The organism is Hydrogenophaga sp. (genome assembly GCF_014773545.1).
GTDB lineage: Bacteria > Pseudomonadota > Gammaproteobacteria > Burkholderiales > Burkholderiaceae_C > Hydrogenophaga.
Genome location: NZ_SDDV01000003.1, coordinates 211,645 through 229,047, shown reverse-complemented (window position 1 = coordinate 229,047; position 17,403 = coordinate 211,645). Strand labels below are relative to the sequence as shown.

12 protein-coding genes and 2 pseudogenes are annotated in these 17,403 nt (G+C 63.6%); 11 read left to right on the top strand and 3 right to left on the bottom strand.

What is annotated here, in order from left to right; genetic code table 11:
• Window positions 1-202 precede the first annotated feature (202 nt).
• On the top strand, window positions 203-1,111 hold the full coding sequence (galU, locus tag EST26_RS03870; protein WP_291065573.1) for a UTP--glucose-1-phosphate uridylyltransferase GalU: 909 nt from the start codon (window positions 203-205) through the stop codon (window positions 1,109-1,111).
• Between the two features lie 27 nt (window positions 1,112-1,138).
• Here galU and EST26_RS03865 read toward each other — a convergent pair whose 3' ends face one another.
• Complete coding sequence (locus tag EST26_RS03865) at window positions 1,139-2,836, bottom strand: tetratricopeptide repeat protein (RefSeq protein ID WP_291065572.1); 1,698 nt, start codon at window positions 2,834-2,836, stop codon at window positions 1,139-1,141.
• 314 nt (window positions 2,837-3,150) lie between these two features.
• Between EST26_RS03865 and EST26_RS03860 the strand changes: the two genes are divergently transcribed.
• Window positions 3,151-3,990, top strand: coding sequence for a laccase domain-containing protein (locus tag EST26_RS03860; protein ID WP_291065571.1), 840 nt, complete (start codon window positions 3,151-3,153; stop codon window positions 3,988-3,990).
• On the opposite strand, the gene EST26_RS03855 is transcribed toward EST26_RS03860, so the two are convergent.
• Window positions 3,910-4,236: a hypothetical protein gene (locus EST26_RS03855; protein WP_291065570.1), complete on the bottom strand. Its 327-nt coding sequence runs from the start codon at window positions 4,234-4,236 to the stop codon at window positions 3,910-3,912. The genes EST26_RS03860 and EST26_RS03855 overlap by 81 nt on opposite strands.
• 129 nt (window positions 4,237-4,365) lie before the next feature.
• On the opposite strand from EST26_RS03855, the gene phaC reads away from it, so the two are divergent.
• The 3 genes from phaC (at window position 4,366) to phbB (ending at window position 8,254) form a co-directional block, all read left to right on the top strand.
• A complete protein-coding gene (gene phaC / locus EST26_RS03850) occupies window positions 4,366-6,189 on the top strand; it encodes a class I poly(R)-hydroxyalkanoic acid synthase (RefSeq protein ID WP_291065569.1) in 1,824 nt (607 codons plus the stop codon).
• Between the two features lie 62 nt (window positions 6,190-6,251).
• Window positions 6,252-7,430, top strand: coding sequence for an acetyl-CoA C-acetyltransferase (locus tag EST26_RS03845; RefSeq protein ID WP_291065568.1), 1,179 nt, complete (start codon window positions 6,252-6,254; stop codon window positions 7,428-7,430).
• An 86-nt stretch (window positions 7,431-7,516) separates the two neighbouring features.
• Window positions 7,517-8,254, top strand: coding sequence for an acetoacetyl-CoA reductase (gene phbB / locus EST26_RS03840; RefSeq protein WP_291065567.1), 738 nt, complete (start codon window positions 7,517-7,519; stop codon window positions 8,252-8,254).
• A 51-nt stretch (window positions 8,255-8,305) separates the two neighbouring features.
• Here phbB and EST26_RS03835 read toward each other — a convergent pair whose 3' ends face one another.
• On the bottom strand, window positions 8,306-8,941 hold the full coding sequence (locus EST26_RS03835; protein WP_291065566.1) for a GntR family transcriptional regulator: 636 nt from the start codon (window positions 8,939-8,941) through the stop codon (window positions 8,306-8,308).
• A gap of 142 nt (window positions 8,942-9,083) precedes the next feature.
• On the opposite strand from EST26_RS03835, the gene scpA reads away from it, so the two are divergent.
• From scpA to EST26_RS03805, 6 genes and pseudogenes are all read left to right on the top strand, one after another.
• On the top strand, window positions 9,084-11,246 hold the full coding sequence (scpA, locus tag EST26_RS03830) for a methylmalonyl-CoA mutase (RefSeq protein ID WP_291065565.1): 2,163 nt from the start codon (window positions 9,084-9,086) through the stop codon (window positions 11,244-11,246).
• 84 nt (window positions 11,247-11,330) lie between these two features.
• Window positions 11,331-11,828: a GIY-YIG nuclease family protein gene (locus EST26_RS03825; protein WP_291065564.1), complete on the top strand. Its 498-nt coding sequence runs from the start codon at window positions 11,331-11,333 to the stop codon at window positions 11,826-11,828.
• Window positions 11,713-12,117: pseudogene (locus tag EST26_RS03820) on the top strand (GIY-YIG nuclease family protein); the annotation flags it as partial. The gene EST26_RS03825 and the pseudogene EST26_RS03820, both read left to right, overlap by 116 nt.
• A 261-nt stretch (window positions 12,118-12,378) precedes the next feature.
• A pseudogene (gene meaB, locus EST26_RS03815) lies at window positions 12,379-13,353 on the top strand (methylmalonyl Co-A mutase-associated GTPase MeaB); the annotation flags it as partial.
• A 145-nt stretch (window positions 13,354-13,498) separates the two neighbouring features.
• Window positions 13,499-15,031 carry an acyl-CoA carboxylase subunit beta gene (locus EST26_RS03810; RefSeq protein ID WP_291065563.1) on the top strand — a complete coding sequence of 511 codons (1,533 nt, stop codon included), beginning with the start codon at window positions 13,499-13,501 and terminating at the stop codon, window positions 15,029-15,031.
• Between the two features lie 218 nt (window positions 15,032-15,249).
• On the top strand, window positions 15,250-17,298 hold the full coding sequence (locus EST26_RS03805) for an acetyl/propionyl/methylcrotonyl-CoA carboxylase subunit alpha (protein WP_291065562.1): 2,049 nt from the start codon (window positions 15,250-15,252) through the stop codon (window positions 17,296-17,298).
• Window positions 17,299-17,403 lie beyond the last annotated feature (105 nt).

Here is a 17,403-nt window from a genome sequence, read left to right as displayed (position 1 = left end):
TCCCCGTTCGCCCTGAGCCGGTCGAAGGGCTTGCACAGGGCTTCGACTTGGCCTGTCCTGAGCTGGTCGAAGGGCTCAGCCCGAACGGAGGCTTCTTTGATTTATAGACTCGCCCTTGATTGTACGGTTGCCGCATGACCGTTCAGATCGTCCCTCGCTTGTGTTGAAATCGCGGCTCTAGCATACAAAAGAAGGCTTTTTCATGACGACGATTCGCAAGGCGGTGTTTCCGGTCGGCGGTTTGGGCACGCGGTTTTTGCCTGCTACCAAGGCGATTCCAAAAGAAATGCTGCCGGTGGTGGACAAGCCGCTGATTCAGTACGCGGTGGAGGAGGCTTATGCGGCTGGTATTCGCGAGATGATCTTCGTTACCGGGCGCAACAAGCGCGCCATCGAGGATCATTTTGACACCGCTTTCGAGCTCGAAGCCGAACTGCAGGCGGCTCACAAGAGTGCGCTGCTCCAACTGGTGCACGCTATCAAGCCCGACGACATGGATTGCGTCTATGTGCGCCAGCCACGCGCGCTCGGACTCGGTCATGCGGTGCTGTGTGCCGAGCGGCTGGTGGGCGACGAGCCATTTGCCGTGCTGTTGGCCGACGATTTGATGATGGGCCATGATCAGGCTGCGGGTGGCCCAACGGTGCTGCAACAGATGGTGCAGGCTTATGCCAGCAGCCCGGGCATGCTGCTGGCGGTGCAGGATGTGCCCCGCTGCGAAACCCGCCGCTACGGCGTGGTTGACGTGCATGGCGCGCAGCAGCCGCTGGCCGAGGTGTTTGGCTTGGTGGAAAAACCGGCTCCTGGGCAAGAGCCTTCCACCCTGGCGGTGGCCGGGCGCTACATCTTGACGCCGACGGTCTTTGACAGCATTCGCCGCCAGCCGCGTGGCGCCGGTGGTGAGATTCAACTCACCGATGGCGTTGCCGCGCTGATTGGCCATGAGCGCGTGCAGGCTTTTCGCTACGCCGGTACGCGCTACGACTGCGGCAGCAAAGAGGGTTTTCTGCAGGCCACGGTTGAACTGGCGCTGGCCGACCCGACGCTGCGCGAGGCGCTGCGTGCGCAGCTCGGCCGCGTGCTGGCGGCTCAGGCGGCGCTGCCGGCTTGAGCGCGCGCAGGTTGCGACTGGTATCGATCAGGCCCCCGGATGGATCTGCGGCTGGCTCGACAGCAGGCCGACTGTGCTGGGTGGTTTGTAGCCGACCGGTAGCGCCACGCCGCTGGCGGAGGCTGCGGCGCTGGTCTGGTCGCCCAGGCTGATGTGCGTCTGCTGGGTGTGGTAGAGCTCTCGCATCGCCTGCACCTGTTGTTGCAGCGCGGGCAAGTCTTCGATCTGGTCTGCACGGTGCAGCAGTACCTGATGGGCCGACTCGATCAGCTTGCCGTTGCGGGTGGACTGCGCCGCATCGAGCAGCATGAGAACGGTGCCGCGCGGATTGCCCTTGAGGCTTTGGGTCATGGCCTGCTCGGAAAGTTTGAGCACCTGGGTGTGCGCCGCGTGGATGCGTTCGGCGAATTCGGGCCGTCCGGCGGCGGCGCAAGCCAGCAGTTCGGTTAGCGCGCGGCTGGTGCAAAAACGCAGACCCAGCACGTCCACCGCTGCGTCCACCTCGTAGAGCTGGATAGAGCGCACGGCCAGTTGCGTTATCAGGGCCAGCAAGTTGCTGGCGGACTCAAAGTCGAAGTCTGGGTCGAGGATGGTCTTGGCCATGCGCCGCACGTTTTCGAGCGCGCGCGCCGTCTGCTGTTCCTTGATCAATTGCAGGGTGTGAAGCGCGTCGGACAGGCGCAGCAGCCGCGTGCTGTCTGGACTGCGCTGGCGCAAGCGGTTGAGTTGTTCGGCGCAGCGTTGCAGGCCGCGCGTGTCCTCGTTTTTCAGTCTGGCCAGCGCCAGCAGCACCAGTGCCTGGGGGTCGTAGAGTTTGGAGTCGAGCCCGATGCGGGTGGCGCGGTCCAGCAGTTCGATACCCACTTCGCGCTGACCGGCGTAAAAGGCCATCATGCCGTGTTTGAGCAGACGTTTGACCGAATCGGGCGTGAGCCGGGTGGCCATCTGAAAGGTCGACAGCGCAAGGTCAAAGTGGCCTTGCTCGAACTGCGCCCGACCCATCAGGTCGTAGGCGTCGGCGTAGCCGGGGTCGGTCTCGATCAGGCTCTGCAGCGTGGTCAGCGCGCGCTGCGGGTAGCCGGCATCGAGTTGGGTGCGCGCCACGCCCAGCCGTGCCCAGGGCAGGGTTTTGGCTTGCACCACCGCTTCGTAGAGTTGTTGCGCTTCAGTAAAGCGCCCGGCGCGCAGCAGCAGTTCGGCGCCGATGCGTGCGGCGTAGAGCCAGTAAGCCTGCTTGGACTCGAAACGTTCCAGGCACAGGCGGACCGCTCGTTCGAGCTGTTGAGCCTCGATGGCGCTGAAAATTTCTTGCAGCACGCTTTTGCGCAGCCGGGCCAGAAAAATCCGCTCGGCCAGCGCCGAGGTTTTGAACGGCTTGATCAGGTAGGCGTCGAGTGCGGACTCGGCCGCTTCGGCCACCATGCTGTATGAGGCTTCGGATGCAATCAGGATGAAGACGGTGTAAAAGGGCAGCAGGTGGTTGCGTCGCAAGTCGTCCAGCAGGTCTTGTCCCGACATGGTTTCGCGCTCGAAATGGTGTTCGCAGAGCACCACGTCGAAAGCCCCAATTTCCAGTTTGCGCCGCGCATCGCTCAGGCGCGAACACTGCGCCACCGTGCCCATGCCGAACTGGCGCAGTTGCGCCACCAGCGTCGAGCGCGACTGCGGGTTGCTGCTGATCACCAAGGCCCGGGCGTCGCTGAGATCGGTGCTGGATTTAGACATGTCTGGCTTGTTGCGCGAGCTAAGGGCCAGCTTACACGCTGGCGAACGGCGCGGACGATGAATCGATGCGGGCCAAGCGCCGCGCCATCCCATGTGTGTGTTATGCCACAGTTGGGCCGAATCCGTTCTTGTCGTCCCGGTGCGGGCCGCATTTTTTCTCCGCCCTGGCGAATCCGTTGGCGCAGCAGTCACGACCAAAGCTCAATCCGGGCGTATGCTTGAGCGTCACTTTGGCCGGCCCGGACTTCGAGGCCTCAGAGGCGGGGAAGCTTTTGCTCATGCCCGCTCACCACACCAAAATCGCTTGACCTCTGATGACTGCGCCCGTTTTCCCGGCTGACTGGCTCGTTCCCGACTGGCCTGCGCCGCCGGGTGTGCGCGCGGTCTTGAGCAGCCGCGCCGGCGGCGTTTCGTTGGCCCCGTTTGACAGCTTCAACCTGGGCGAGCATGTGCGTGACGACCCCCTGGCCGTGGCCGAGAACCGGGCCCGGCTGGCCGCTTTGATTGCTTGCCGGGCGGTATTTTTGCAGCAGGTGCACGGCGCTGCCGTGTTGACGCTGGAGCCTCATACCCCGGACGGGCTGGTGGCCGACGCCAGCCTGACGCAGCATCTCGGGCTGGCCTGCGTGGTCATGGTGGCCGACTGTCTGCCGGTTTTGTTTTGCCACCGCGCAGGCACGGTGGTGGCGGCAGCCCACGCCGGCTGGCGCGGCTTGGCTGGGGTGGATGCGGCCGGGGTGACGGCCGGGCCGGGCGTGCTCGCTGCTTGCTTTGCCGCCTTCGTGCGCGCGGTGCAGGACGTTGAACCGCTGCTCACGCGCGCGGAGGTGGCGCGCGCCACGCTGGCCTGGCTGGGCCCGTGCATAGGGCCGCAGGCGTTTGAGGTCGGCCCTGAGGTGCGACAGATTTTCCTGGAGCGGCGGCCGCAGGCGCAAGCCTGTTTCGTGCGCCGCGCTGCCGATAAATACCTGGCCGACCTGCCTGCACTGGCTCGGCTGGACTTGCAGTCGCTGGGCATCACCCAGGTGTTCGGCAACGACGCCAGCGCGCCCTGGTGCACCGTGACGCAGACCTCACGCTTCTTTTCGCACCGCCGCGACGCTGCCCAACTCGGCAGCAGCGGGCGCATGGCCGCCTGCATCTGGCGCGTCTGATGCGGCGGGCGCAGCGGGCGCTGTCTCCTGCGCCAGCTTGGCCTGCTGCGCTGGCGCCGCTTCGGCCCGGCGCATGGCTTGGCGGCGTTGCGGCGTGCGCACTAGGTAAAGCACCAATGCCAGCGGCAGCAAACCGTAAAAAAATAAGGTCACAATGGCGCCTGGCATGCTGCCGTCCGGACTCAAGGCCTGGGCTGCTGCCATCAGCACCACCACATACATCCAGCCCAGCACAATCAAATACATGGCAATCCTTGAAAACAGCGCTGGCTCTTAGCCTGCATAAAGACACGCCCTGAAAACGGGGTGCGGGCACAAATTTTTTTGCCTGCAAGCTTCGATAATAGAACGCAACAATAACCTTGGGAGATTTGCATGTCGTCTGGATCAGCTTTCGAACAAACTTGGCTGCAGGCTGCTCAGCAGTGGCAGCAAAACCTGCTGGCGCAGTGGACGCAGGCCGCTCAGACGCCTGCCGCGCAAGCGAATGCTGCTGAATCTGCCGCCGATCCGTTTGCCGTTTTCAAGGCATTCATGCCGCCCAGCGGCGCGGCCAACCCGCTGGGCATGCCCATGCCGTCCATGGGAGCGGGCCCGATCGACATGTTCAGTTGGGTCTGTGGGCAGCAGGTCGGCTTCGGTCCGGTCAAGCTGAAAGAAATTCAGGACAACTACCAAAAAGAGTTGAAGGCGCTGTGGAGCCAGGGGCTGGAGGCCAAACCGGTGGGCGACCGCCGCTTCGCCGCCGAGGCCTGGGGCAGCAATCCGCTGGCGGCTTTTTCTGCCGCGTCTTACCTGCTCAACGCCCGCACCTTGCTGGCCATGGCCGATGCGGTTGAGGGCGACGCCAAAACCCGCGCCCGGGTGCGCTTTGCGGTGCAGCAGTGGGTGGACGCCAGCGCGCCCAGCAACTTTTTGGCCTGCAACGCCGAGGCGCAGAAAAAGGCCTTGGATACCCGGGGCGAGAGCATTGCCAAGGGGGTGGCCAACTTGCTGCACGACCTGCGCCAAGGCCATGTGTCGATGACCGACGAAAGCGTGTTCGAGGTCGGCAAGAACGTCGCCACCACCGAAGGCGCGGTGGTGTTTGAAAACGAGCTGTTCCAGTTGATCGAATACAAGCCGCTGACGCCCAAGGTCTTTGAACGCCCCTTCCTGCTGGTGCCGCCTTGCATCAACAAGTTCTACATCCTGGACTTGCAGCCCGAAAACTCGCTTATTCGCTACTGCATCGAGCAGGGGCACCGCACTTTTGTCGTCAGTTGGCGCAACCCGGACGCTTCGCTCGGGCACAAAACCTGGGACGACTACATCGATGACGCGGTGATCAAAGCCATTGCCGTCACGCAAGACATCACGGGCGCCGATTCCATCAACGCGCTGGGCTTTTGCGTTGGCGGCACCATGCTGGGCACGGCGCTGGCGGTGCTGGCTGCGCGTGGGCAGCAGCCGGTGCACAGCGCCACTTTTCTCACCTCGCTGCTGGACTTCAGCGACACCGGTGTGCTCGATGTGTTCATCGACGAGAACTTCGTGCGCCTGCGCGAGATGCAGTTTGCCCAGGGTGGCTTGCTGCCCGGGCGCGATCTGGCCTCCACCTTCAGCTTTTTGCGTCCGAATGACCTGGTCTGGAACTACGTGGTCGGCAACTACCTCAAGGGCGAGTCGCCGCCGCCGTTTGACCTCTTGTACTGGAATTCCGACAGCACCAACCTGCCCGGCCCGTTCTACGTCTGGTACCTGCGCAACACCTATCTGGAAAACAAGCTGGCCAAGCCGAACCAGCTCCAGGTCTGCGGCCAGCCGGTCGATTTGACCCGGCTCGATTTGCCGGTCTACATCTACGGCTCGCGCGAGGACCACATTGTCCCGATTGGCGGCGCCTACGCCAGCACACAGGTGCTGTGCGGCAACAAGCGCTTCGTCATGGGGGCGTCCGGTCACATCGCCGGCGTCATCAACCCGGCCAGCAAAAACAAGCGCAGCCACTGGATCGGGGCCGACGGCGTGTACCCGCCTTCGGTGCACGACTGGATGGCCGGCGCCACCGAACACCCGGGCAGTTGGTGGACCGACTGGGCGGCCTGGCTCAAACCCCTGGCGGGCAAAACCGTAGCGGCACCCAAGGCCTACGGCAGGGGCAAGCAGTACGCCGCCATTGAAGCGGCACCGGGCCGTTACGTCAAGGTCAGGGCCTGATTCCTGCCCTTGTCCCGAAGACACCGATTTCTCGTTCTCAAACTTAAAACCTAGGAGTCAACATGCAAGATATCGTCATCGTCGCCGCTGCTAGAACCGCCGTGGGCAAGTTCGGCGGCTCGCTGGCCAAAACCCCGGCCACCGAACTCGGCAGCGTGGTCATCCGGGCGCTGCTCGAGCGCAGCGCTCTGGCCCAAGACGCTATTGGAGAAGTCATTCTGGGCCAGGTGCTGGCTGCCGGCGTGGGCCAGAACCCGGCGCGCCAGGCCATGATGAAAGCCGGTCTGGCCAAGGAAACACCGGCGCTGACCATCAACGCGGTGTGTGGCTCCGGCCTCAAGGCGGTGATGCTGGCGGCGCAGGCGCTGGCCTGGGGCGACAGCGAGATCGTGATTGCCGGCGGGCAGGAAAACATGAGCGCCAGCCCGCACGTGCTCAACGGCAGCCGCGACGGCCAGCGCATGGGTGACTGGAAAATGCAAGACAGCATGATCGTCGACGGCCTGTGGGACGTCTACAACCAGTACCACATGGGCATCACGGCCGAGAACGTCGCCCGCGCGCACGGCATCACGCGCGAGATGCAAGACGCGCTGGCGCTGGCCAGTCAGCAAAAGGCCGCCGCCGCGCAGGCCGCTGGCCGCTTCAAGGACGAAATCGTCCCGGTCTTTATTGCCCAGCGCAAGGGTGAGCCGCTGCGTTTTGACAGTGACGAGTACATCAACACCAAAACCAGCGCCGAGGTCTTGGCTGGCTTGCGCCCGGCGTTCGACAAGGCCGGCAGCGTGACGGCGGGCAACGCCTCGGGCATCAACGACGGCGCCGCTGCGGTGCTGGTGATGAGCGCCAAAAAAGCGGCCTCACTCGGGCTCAAGCCACTGGCGCGGATTGCCGCCTTCGGCACCAGCGGGCTCGACCCCGCCACCATGGGCATGGGGCCGGTGCCGGCGTCGCAAAAGGCGCTTGCACGCGCGGGCTGGAAGACATCGGACATTGATCTGTTCGAACTCAACGAAGCCTTTGCAGCGCAGGCCTGTGCGGTCAACCAGGCGCTGGATATCGATCCGGCGCGCGTCAACGTCAACGGCGGCGCGATCGCCATTGGCCACCCGATTGGTGCTTCCGGCTGCCGCGTGCTGGTCACCTTGCTGCACGAAATGCAGCGCCGCGACGCCAAGAAAGGCCTGGCTGCGCTGTGCATCGGTGGTGGCATGGGCGTTGCGCTGGCGCTGGAACGCTGAGTTTTTCGGCCCTGTAGCCGTGCTGGCTGCGGGGCCGGTTTTCGTTTTACCAACGGCCAAATGGCCACCCCAGAGGAGCATAAATCATGAATCAAAAAGTAGCGTACGTCACCGGCGGCATGGGCGGCATCGGCACTGCGATCTGCCAGCGCCTGCATCAAGAAGGTTTCAAAGTGATTGCGGGTTGCGGGCCGACGCGCGACCACGCCAAGTGGCTGAGCGAGCAAAAAGCGCTTGGCTTCACGTTTTACGCCTCGGTCGGCAATGTCGGCGACTGGGATTCGACCGTCGAAGCGTTCACCCAAACCAAGGCCGAGCACGGCAGCATTGACGTGCTGGTCAACAACGCCGGTATCACGCGCGACCGCATGTTCATGAAAATGTCGCGCCAGGACTGGGACAGCGTGATCGAGACCAACCTCAATTCCATGTTCAACGTCACCAAGCAGGTGGTGGCCGACATGGTGGAGAAGGGCTGGGGCCGGATCGTCAACATTTCGTCGGTGAACGGCGAAAAGGGTCAGGCCGGCCAGACCAACTACTCGGCCGCCAAGGCCGGCATGCACGGTTTTTCCATGGCGCTGGCGCAAGAGCTGGCCACCAAAGGTGTGACCGTCAACACCGTGAGTCCGGGCTACATTGGCACCGACATGGTCAACTCGATCCGCGCCGACGTGCTGGAGAAAATTGTCGCCACGGTGCCGCTCAAGCGCCTGGGCAAGCCGAGCGAAATCGCATCCATCGTGGCGTGGCTGGCGAGTGAGGACGGCGGTTACGCCACCGGCGCCGATTTCTCGGTCAACGGCGGTCTGCACATGGGGTGAGTGCGCGCCCGCTTCGGCGCCATGGCGTCGTGGCGGGACGCGGCACCGGGCTCAGGCGGCGGCTTCGAGTCCGTTTTGAAAGTGTTCGTGCATGCGCTGCTGCGTCAGCGCCGGGTTGCGCGCGAGCAGCGCCGCCAAGAGGGCGCGGTGCTCGCGCACCGACTCATCGATGCGCCCGCTCTTGAGCAGCGAGTGGTGGCGGTTGAGTTTCATGACCTTGCGCAAGTCAGCCACCATTTGCAGCCGCCAGCGGTTGCGCGCCAGCTCCAGCAGCCGCAGGTGAAAGCGTTCGTTGACGGCAAAGAAACGCTCACGTTCGCCAGCGGCAGCTTCCAGTTCCTGGTGCAGGCTTTGCAGTTCAGCCAGCTCGTCGGCGCTGGCCTGCTGGGCCACAGCGGCGGCCGCGTCCGCTTCCAGCAGGCCCAGCAGATGGTAGACATCGGCCTGGTCCTGTGCTGACATTTCGGTCACGTAGGCACCGCGCCGCACTTTCATGGTCACCAGCCCTTCGGTCGCCAGCACCTTGAGCGCTTCGCGCAGCGGGGTGCGGCTGATACCGTAGGCTTGGGCAATGCCGAGTTCGTCGATCCAACTGCCGGGTTCGAGTTCGCGGTTGAAAATGCGCTGGCGCAGCAGTTCGGCGACTTCCTCGTACAGGGCGCGGGGCGAGAGCGAACGTTCAGTCATGACAGACAAAGGGGCGAGCCGATCGGATGTGTCGGACGCTCATTTTACGGCGCTCGGAATATTTTGCATCAATAATTATGAATAATATAAAATCAGCCGCTTAAGTCGCTCTGTTTCACCTTTGATCCTTGCATCTGTCGTCATGAGCCCACATCAGCCTGAATTCAAGTCCGCCACTTTGCAAGACTGGACCCGCGCAGCGCAGAAATCAATTCCTGGTGGCGATGTGCAGGCGCTGGACTGGGTTACACCGGATGGCATTCGTGTCAAACCGCTGTACACGGCCGCCGACACCCAAGACCTGCCCTACACCAACACGCTGCCGGGCTTGGAGCCCTTCATCCGCGGCCCGCAGGCCACCATGTACGCGGTGCGCCCCTGGACCATCCGCCAGTACGCCGGTTTTTCCACCGCCGAAGAATCGAACGCTTTCTACCGCAAGGCGCTGGCTGCGGGCGGGCAGGGCGTGTCGGTCGCGTTCGATCTGGCCACGCACCGGGGCTACGACAGCGACCACCCGCGTGTGACGGGCGACGTGGGCAAGGCCGGTGTGGCCATCGATTCGGTGGAGGACATGAAAATCCTGTTCGACCAGATTCCGCTGGACAAGGTGAGTGTGTCCATGACCATGAACGGCGCCGTGCTGCCGGTGCTGGCCGGCTATGTGGTGGCGGCCGAAGAGCAGGGCGTCTCGCAAGACCAACTGAGCGGAACGATTCAGAACGACATTCTGAAAGAGTTCATGGTGCGCAACACCTACATCTATCCGCCCGAGCCGTCGATGAAGATCATTGGCGACATCATCGAGTACACAGCCAGGAAGATGCCGAAGTTCAACTCGATCTCGATCTCGGGCTACCACATGCAGGAAGCGGGCGCCAACCAGGCGCTGGAACTGGCCTTCACCCTGGCCGACGGCAAGGAATACGTGAAGACGGCGATTGCCTTGGGGCTGACCGTGGACGAATTCGCCGGGCGCCTGAGCTTCTTCTGGGCGGTGGGCATGAACTTCTACCTGGAAATCGCCAAGATGCGGGCCGCGCGGCTCTTGTGGTGCCGCATCATGAAGGGCTTTGACGCCCAGAACCCCAAGAGCCTGATGCTGCGCACCCACTGCCAGACCTCGGGCTGGTCGCTCACCGAGCAAGACCCGTACAACAACGTGGTGCGCACCACCATCGAGGCCATGGCGGCGGTGTTCGGCGGCACGCAGTCGCTGCACACCAACAGCTTTGACGAAGCGATTGCCCTGCCCACCGAGTTCAGTGCACGCATCGCCCGCAATACGCAGCTCATCATCCAGGAAGAGACCCACATCACCAGCGTGGTCGACCCCTGGGCCGGCAGCTACATGATGGAAAGCCTGACGCAGGAAATGGCGGATGCGGCCTGGGCCATCATCGAAGAGGTCGAGGCCATGGGCGGCATGACCAAGGCGGTGGACAGCGGCTGGGCCAAACTCAAGATCGAAGCCGCTGCGGCCGAGAAGCAAGCCCGCATCGACAGCGGCAAAGACGTGATCGTTGGCGTCAACAAATACAAGCTCAAGACCGAAGACGCCGTCGAGGCGCGCGACATCGACAACGTGGCGGTGCGCGAAGGGCAGATCGCCCGCCTGCTGCAGATCAAGGCCAGCCGCGATGCTGTCCGGGTGCAGGCCGCGCTGGACGCGCTGACGGCGGCGGCGACATTGGGGCAGGGCAATTTGCTCGACCTGACGATCCAGGCCATGCGCCTGCGCGCCACCGTGGGCGAGGTGAGCGACGCGCTGGAAAAAGTTTTTGGGCGCCACCGCGCCGATACCCAAAAGGTGACCGGTGTGTACGCTGCCGCTTACGACTGCGCCGAAGGCTGGGACGCCTTGAAGGCCGAGATCAACGATTTCGCCGCCGCGCAAGGCCGCCGCCCGCGCGTGATGATCAGCAAGCTCGGCCAGGACGGCCACGACCGCGGCGCCAAGGTGGTGGCCACGGCCTTCGCCGACCTGGGCTTCGACGTGGATATGGGCCCGCTGTTCCAGACGCCCGAAGAATGCGCGCGCCAGGCGATCGAAAACGACGTGCACGCGGTCGGCGTTTCGACCCTGGCCGCTGGGCACAAGACCCTGGTACCGGCCATCATCGCCGAGCTTCAACGCCAGGGCGCCGACGACATCGTCGTGTTCGTGGGCGGCGTGATTCCGCGTCAGGATTACGAGATGCTGTTTGATGCAGGCGTCAAGGGCATCTACGGCCCGGGCACGCCGATACCAGCCAGCGCGAAAGATGTGCTGGAGCAGATCCGCAAGGCCTTGGGGGCAGCTTGAATTTGCACTCGGTCAAAGATCCGTTCGGGCTGAGCCCCACTCCGTTCGGGCTGAGCTTGTCGAAGCCCTCACCCACTCCACCGCGTGAAACCCTTTTTCGTCTACCTGCTGCGTTGCGGAGAGGGCTCGTATTACGCGGGTCATACCGATGACATGGAAGCACGCATGCTTCAACACCAGACAACCGACACCGGCTACACGTCGACGCGCAAGCCGGTTGAATGGGTGTGGCATGGCGAGTTTGAAAGCCGTGAGGGCGCGTTGGCGTTTGAGCAGCAAATCAAGGGTTGGTCGCGGGCGAAGAAAGAGGCTTTGATCGCTGGAGACTGGGAGCGGATCAAGTCTCTGGCCCATGCGCATGGACCTATCGCGGAGGGGCTTCGACAGGCTCAGCCCGAACGGAGTGACGTGCAGCCCGAACGGAGTGACGTGCAGCCCGAACGGAGTGACGTGCAGCCCGAACGGAGTGACGTGCAGCCCGAACGGAGTGACGTGCAGCCCGAACGGAGTGACGTGCAGCCCGAACGGAGTGACGTGCAGCCCGAACGGAGTGACATGCAGCCTGCACGGAGTGACCGTTGAGACCCATAACCCCCGTTCGTTGAGACCCACAACCTCCGTTCGGGCTGAGCCTGTCGAAGCCCTCACCCACCCATTTCGCGTGAAACCCTTCCACGTCTACCTTCTGCTCTGCCGGGACGGCACCTACTACGCTGGACACACCGACGAACTGGAGACGCGTCTGTTGCAACACCAGACCAGCGACTCCGGGTACACCGCCACCCGCAAACCGGTTGAGCTGGTCTGGCAGGGCGAGTTCGAGTCACGCGAGGGTGCGCTGGCTTTCGAGCAGCAGATCAAGGGCTGGTCGCGGGCGAAGAAGGAGGCGTTGATTGTGGGGGACTGGGAGCGGGTTCAGACGTTGGCGCGCTCGAAGCAGGGCTTGGATGGGCTTCGACAAGCTCAGCCCGAACGGGGAGGGGTTGTGCCCGAACGGGGAGGGGTTGTGCCCGAGCGGGGTGCGGTTGTGCCCGAACGGGGTGGGGGTCAGCCTGAACGGAGTGCAGGTCAGCCCCAGGGGAATGAAGCAACCCCCGTTCGCCCTGAGCCTGTCGAAGGGCTCACCTACCCCATTGTCTCCGGCACCCCCATGGCCCAGCGCCGCGCCATTGCAAAAGCCATCACCCTGCTCGAATCGACCCGCGCCGACCACCGCGCGCGGGGCGACGCGTTGCTCACCGCCTTGCTCCCGCACACCGGAAAAGCTTTTCGCCTGGGCATCAGCGGCGTGCCGGGTGTGGGCAAGAGTACTTTCATCGAGGCGCTGGGGCTGTTCCTCATCGACAAAGGTCACCGCGTCGCGGTACTGACCATAGACCCGTCGAGCACCGTGTCGGGCGGCTCCATCCTCGGCGACAAGACCCGTATGGAACACCTGAGCGTGCACGAGCAGGCCTACATCCGCCCCAGCCCGAGCAGCGGCACGCTGGGCGGCGTGGCCGAAAAGACGCGTGAGGCCATGCTGGTCTGCGAGGCAGCGGGCTACGACATCGTGATCGTCGAAACCGTGGGTGTGGGCCAGAGCGAGACCTCCGTGCAAGGCATGACCGACATGTTCGTGCTGATGCAGCTGCCCAACGCGGGCGACGACCTGCAGGCGATCAAAAAGGGCGTGATGGAGCTGGCCGATCTGGTAGTCATCAACAAGGCCGACATCGACCCCGATGCCGCCACCCGCGCGCGCGCGCAGATCACGTCTTCGCTGCGCCTGCTCGGCCTGCACGGCCATCCCGAGCACGCTCACCATGATGAAAGCATCTGGCACCCGCAGGTGATCCAGATCAGCGCGCTGCACGGGCAGGGCGTGGACCGTTTCTGGACCGAGGTGTCGAAATTCCGCACCGTGCAGACCGCCAACGGGCGCCTGGCCGCGCGCCGCCAAGGGCAGGCCAAGGCCTGGATGTGGGAGCGCATTGATGCGGGACTGAAGCAGCGCTTTCGCGAGCATCCGGCGGTGCGCCAGGCGCTGGACGATGCCACCCGCTGCGTGCTGGACGGCAGCCTGCCCGCCAGCAGCGCTGCCCGCCAGCTGCTTTTTTTGTACGAAACCACCCCCGCTCGGGCTGAGCCCTTCGACCAGCTCAGGACAGGCTCTGTCGAAGCCCCGGACCACGATCACGCCAACCCTTCGACCCTTCGACCAGCTCAGGACAGGCCAAGCTCAGGGCGATCGGACATTTGAGAACACGACCATGCAAGACATCCTGGACCAACTGGAGAAAAAGCGCGAAGCTGCACGCCAAGGCGGCGGGCAAAAGCGCATCGCGGCACAACACAGCAAGGGCAAGCTCACGGCGCGCGAGCGGCTGGAAGTGCTGCTCGACGAAGGCACGTTCGAAGAGTGGGACATGTTCGTGGAACACCGCTGCGTGGACTTCGGCATGCAGGACCAGAAGATCCCCGGCGACGGCGTGGTCACCGGCTACGGCATGATCAATGGCCGCCTGGTGTTCGTGTTCAGCCAGGACTTCACCGTGTTTGGCGGCGCGCTGTCTGAAGCCCACGCCGAGAAGATCTGCAAGGTGATGGACCAGGCCATGAAAGTCGGTGCGCCGGTGATCGGCCTGAACGACTCGGGCGGTGCGCGCATCCAGGAAGGCGTGGCCTCGCTCGGTGGCTATGCCGAGGTGTTCCAGCGCAACGTGATGGCCAGCGGCGTGGTGCCGCAGATCAGCATGATCATGGGCCCCTGCGCCGGCGGCGCGGTGTACTCGCCCGCCATGACCGACTTCATCTTCATGGTCAAGGATTCGAGCTACATGTTCGTCACCGGCCCCGAGGTGGTGAAGACCGTGACGCACGAAGAAGTGACCGCCGAAGAGCTGGGCGGCGCGGTCACGCACACCAGCAAGAGCGGCGTGGCCGACCTGGCGTTCGAGAACGACGTGGAAGCGCTGCTGATGCTGCGCCGCCTGTACAACTATCTGCCGTTGAACAACCGCCAGAAAGCGCCGGTGCGCCCCAGTGGCGACCCCATCGATCGCATGGACCTGAGCCTGGACACGCTGGTGCCCGAGAACCCGAACAAGCCTTATGACATGAAGGAGCTGATCCTCAAGACGGTGGACGACGGCGACTTTTTCGAGCTGCAGCCCGAGTACGCCAAGAACATCCTGATCGGCTTTGCCCGCATGGACGGCCAGACGGTGGGCATCGTGGCCAATCAGCCGCTGCTGCTGGCCGGCTGTCTGGACATCAAAAGCGCCGTCAAGGCGGCGCGCTTTGTGCGTTTTTGTGATGCGTTCAACATCCCGGTGATCACCTTTGTGGACGTGCCCGGCTTCATGCCCGGCACCTCGCAAGAGTACGGCGGCATCATCAAACACGGTGCCAAGCTGCTCTACGCCTACGCGGAATGCACCGTGCCCAAGATCACCGTGATCACGCGCAAGGCCTACGGCGGCGCTTACGACGTGATGGCCTCCAAGCATTTGCGTGGCGACGTGAATTTCGCCTGGCCCAACGCCGAGATCGCGGTGATGGGCGCCAAGGGCGCGGTGGAGATCATCTTCCGCGAAGACAAGGGCGACCCGGCCAAGCTGGCCGCCAAGGAGGCCGAGTACAAGGCCCGCTTTGCCAACCCCTTCGTGGCCGGGGCGCGCGGCTTCATCGACGACGTGATTCTGCCGCACGAGACGCGCAAGCGCATCTGCCGTTCGCTGGTGATGCTCAAGGACAAGAAGATAGAGAACCCGTGGCGCAAGCACGGGAACATTCCGCTGTGAGCTGCTTCACCGGCCGTAAACCCACACATCCGTTCGCCCTGAGCTTGGCCTGTCCTGAGCTGGTCGAAGGGTCGAAGGGCTTGCACAGGCTTCGACAGGCTCAGCCCGAACGGATGGGGTTTCAGTCGTGCAGATGGAGCTCAGTCTGAGCGGCGAACGGATGGGGTTTCAGTTGTGCAGATAAAAGCCAGCCTGAACGGATGGATGAAGGAAGAAAGATGTTTACCAAGATATTGATTGCCAACCGCGGTGAAATCGCCTGCCGCGTCATCGCCACCGCCCAGAAGATGGGCATTGCCACCGTGGCGGTGTATTCCGAGGCCGACAAGGAAGCGCGCCACGTGCAGTTGGCCGACGAGGCCGTGTTGCTCGGCCCGGCGCCTTCGCGCGAGTCCTATCTGGCGGCAGACAAGATCATTGCCGCGGCCAAGGCCAGCGGCGCGCAGGCGATTCACCCCGGCTACGGTTTCTTGAGCGAAAACGAAGCCTTTGCCAAGCGCTGTGAAGACGAAGGCATTGTCTTCATCGGCCCGCGCCATTTCTCCATCGCCGCCATGGGCGACAAGATCGCCTCCAAGAAGCTCGCGCTCGAAGCCCAGGTCAACACCATCCCGGGTTGGAACGACGCCATCGAAACCGCCGAGCGGGCGGTGGAGATCGCCAAGGACATCGGCTACCCCGTCATGATCAAGGCCAGCGCCGGCGGCGGTGGCAAGGGCTTGCGCGTGGCCTTCAACGACAAGGAAGCCTTTGAAGGCTTCACCTCTTGTCGCAACGAAGCGCGCAACAGCTTTGGCGACGACCGCGTCTTCATCGAAAAATACGTGTTGGAGCCGCGCCACATCGAAATCCAGGTGCTGGGCGACGCGCACGGCAACGTGATCTACCTGAACGAGCGCGAGTGCTCGATCCAGCGCCGCCACCAGAAGGTGATCGAAGAGGCGCCGTCGCCCTTCATCAGTGATGCCACGCGCCAGGCCATGGGCGAGCAGGCGGTGGCGCTGGCCAAGGCGGTGCAGTACCAGAGCGCGGGCACGGTGGAGTTCGTGGTCGGCAAGGAGCAGGACTTTTACTTTCTGGAGATGAACACCCGCCTGCAGGTCGAGCACCCGGTGACCGAGTGCATCACCGGGCTGGACCTGGTGGAGTTGATGATCCGGGTGGCGGCTGGCGAGCCCTTGCCCTTGACTCAGGCCGAAGTCAAGCGCGAAGGCTGGGCGATCGAGTGCCGCATCAACGCCGAAGACCCGTTTCGCAACTTTTTACCCAGCACCGGTCGCCTGGTGCGCTTTAACCCGCCGGTGCAAACCATGCACCAGGCCGATAGCGCCGAGCGCTACGGCGTGCGCGTGGACACGGGCGTGGTCGAAGGCGGTGAAATCCCGATCTACTACGACTCGATGATCGCCAAGCTCATCGTGCACGGCAAAGACCGCGCCGAGGCGATGGCCAAGATGCGCGAGGCGCTCAACGGTTTTGTCATCCGAGGTGTCAGCAGCAACATCCCGTTCCAGGCCGCGCTGCTGGCGCATCCCAAGTTTGTCTCGGGTGACTTCAATACCGGCTTCATCGCCGAGCACTACGCCCAGGGTTTCCGCGCCGAAGACGTGCCGCACGCCGACGCCGACTTTCTGCTGGCGCTGGCGGCTTTCGTGCGACGCAAATCGCGCGAGCGCGCCGCCGGCCTGAGCGGCCAGTTGCCCGGTTACGGTGTCAAGGTCGGGCACGATTTTTCCGTCATCGCGCTGGGTGCCTCGGGCCAGCACCGCTACACGGCGGTACACGTCGATGAGGTGCTGGGCCAGATCGGTTCGGCCGTGCTGGCCATCGACGGCAAGCGCTACGCCATCAGCAGCCCGTCGCGCTTGAACGACATCTGCATTCACGGCACATGCAACGGGGCCCCGTTTACAGCCCAGATCGAGCGCGGCACCAAGCGCAACCCGCTGGCGCTGGTGGTGCAGCACAACGGCACGCGCATCGAAACCATGGTGGTGTCGTCGCGCATGGCCGAGTTGCACCGGTTGATGCCGTTCAAGGCCGCACCCGACCTGAGCAAATACGTGCTCTCGCCCATGCCCGGGCTGCTGGTTGAGGTGGCGGTGCAGGTGGGCCAGAAGGTGCAGGCGGGTGAGCGCGTGGCAGTGATCGAGGCCATGAAAATGGAAAACGTGTTGTTCGCCGCTGCCGACGGCGTGGTGGCCAAGGTGCTGGCGGCCAAGGGCGATAGCCTGGTGGTCGATCAATCCATCGTCGAGTTTGTTTGAAACCTTTCTGCCGCTGTTTTGTAAAACCGTTTGCAAAATCGGCTACCCTTCGCGGCGTTCTATTATTTTGAGGGGGCAGTGAAATGAGCAGTTTGGCCTTTGCAT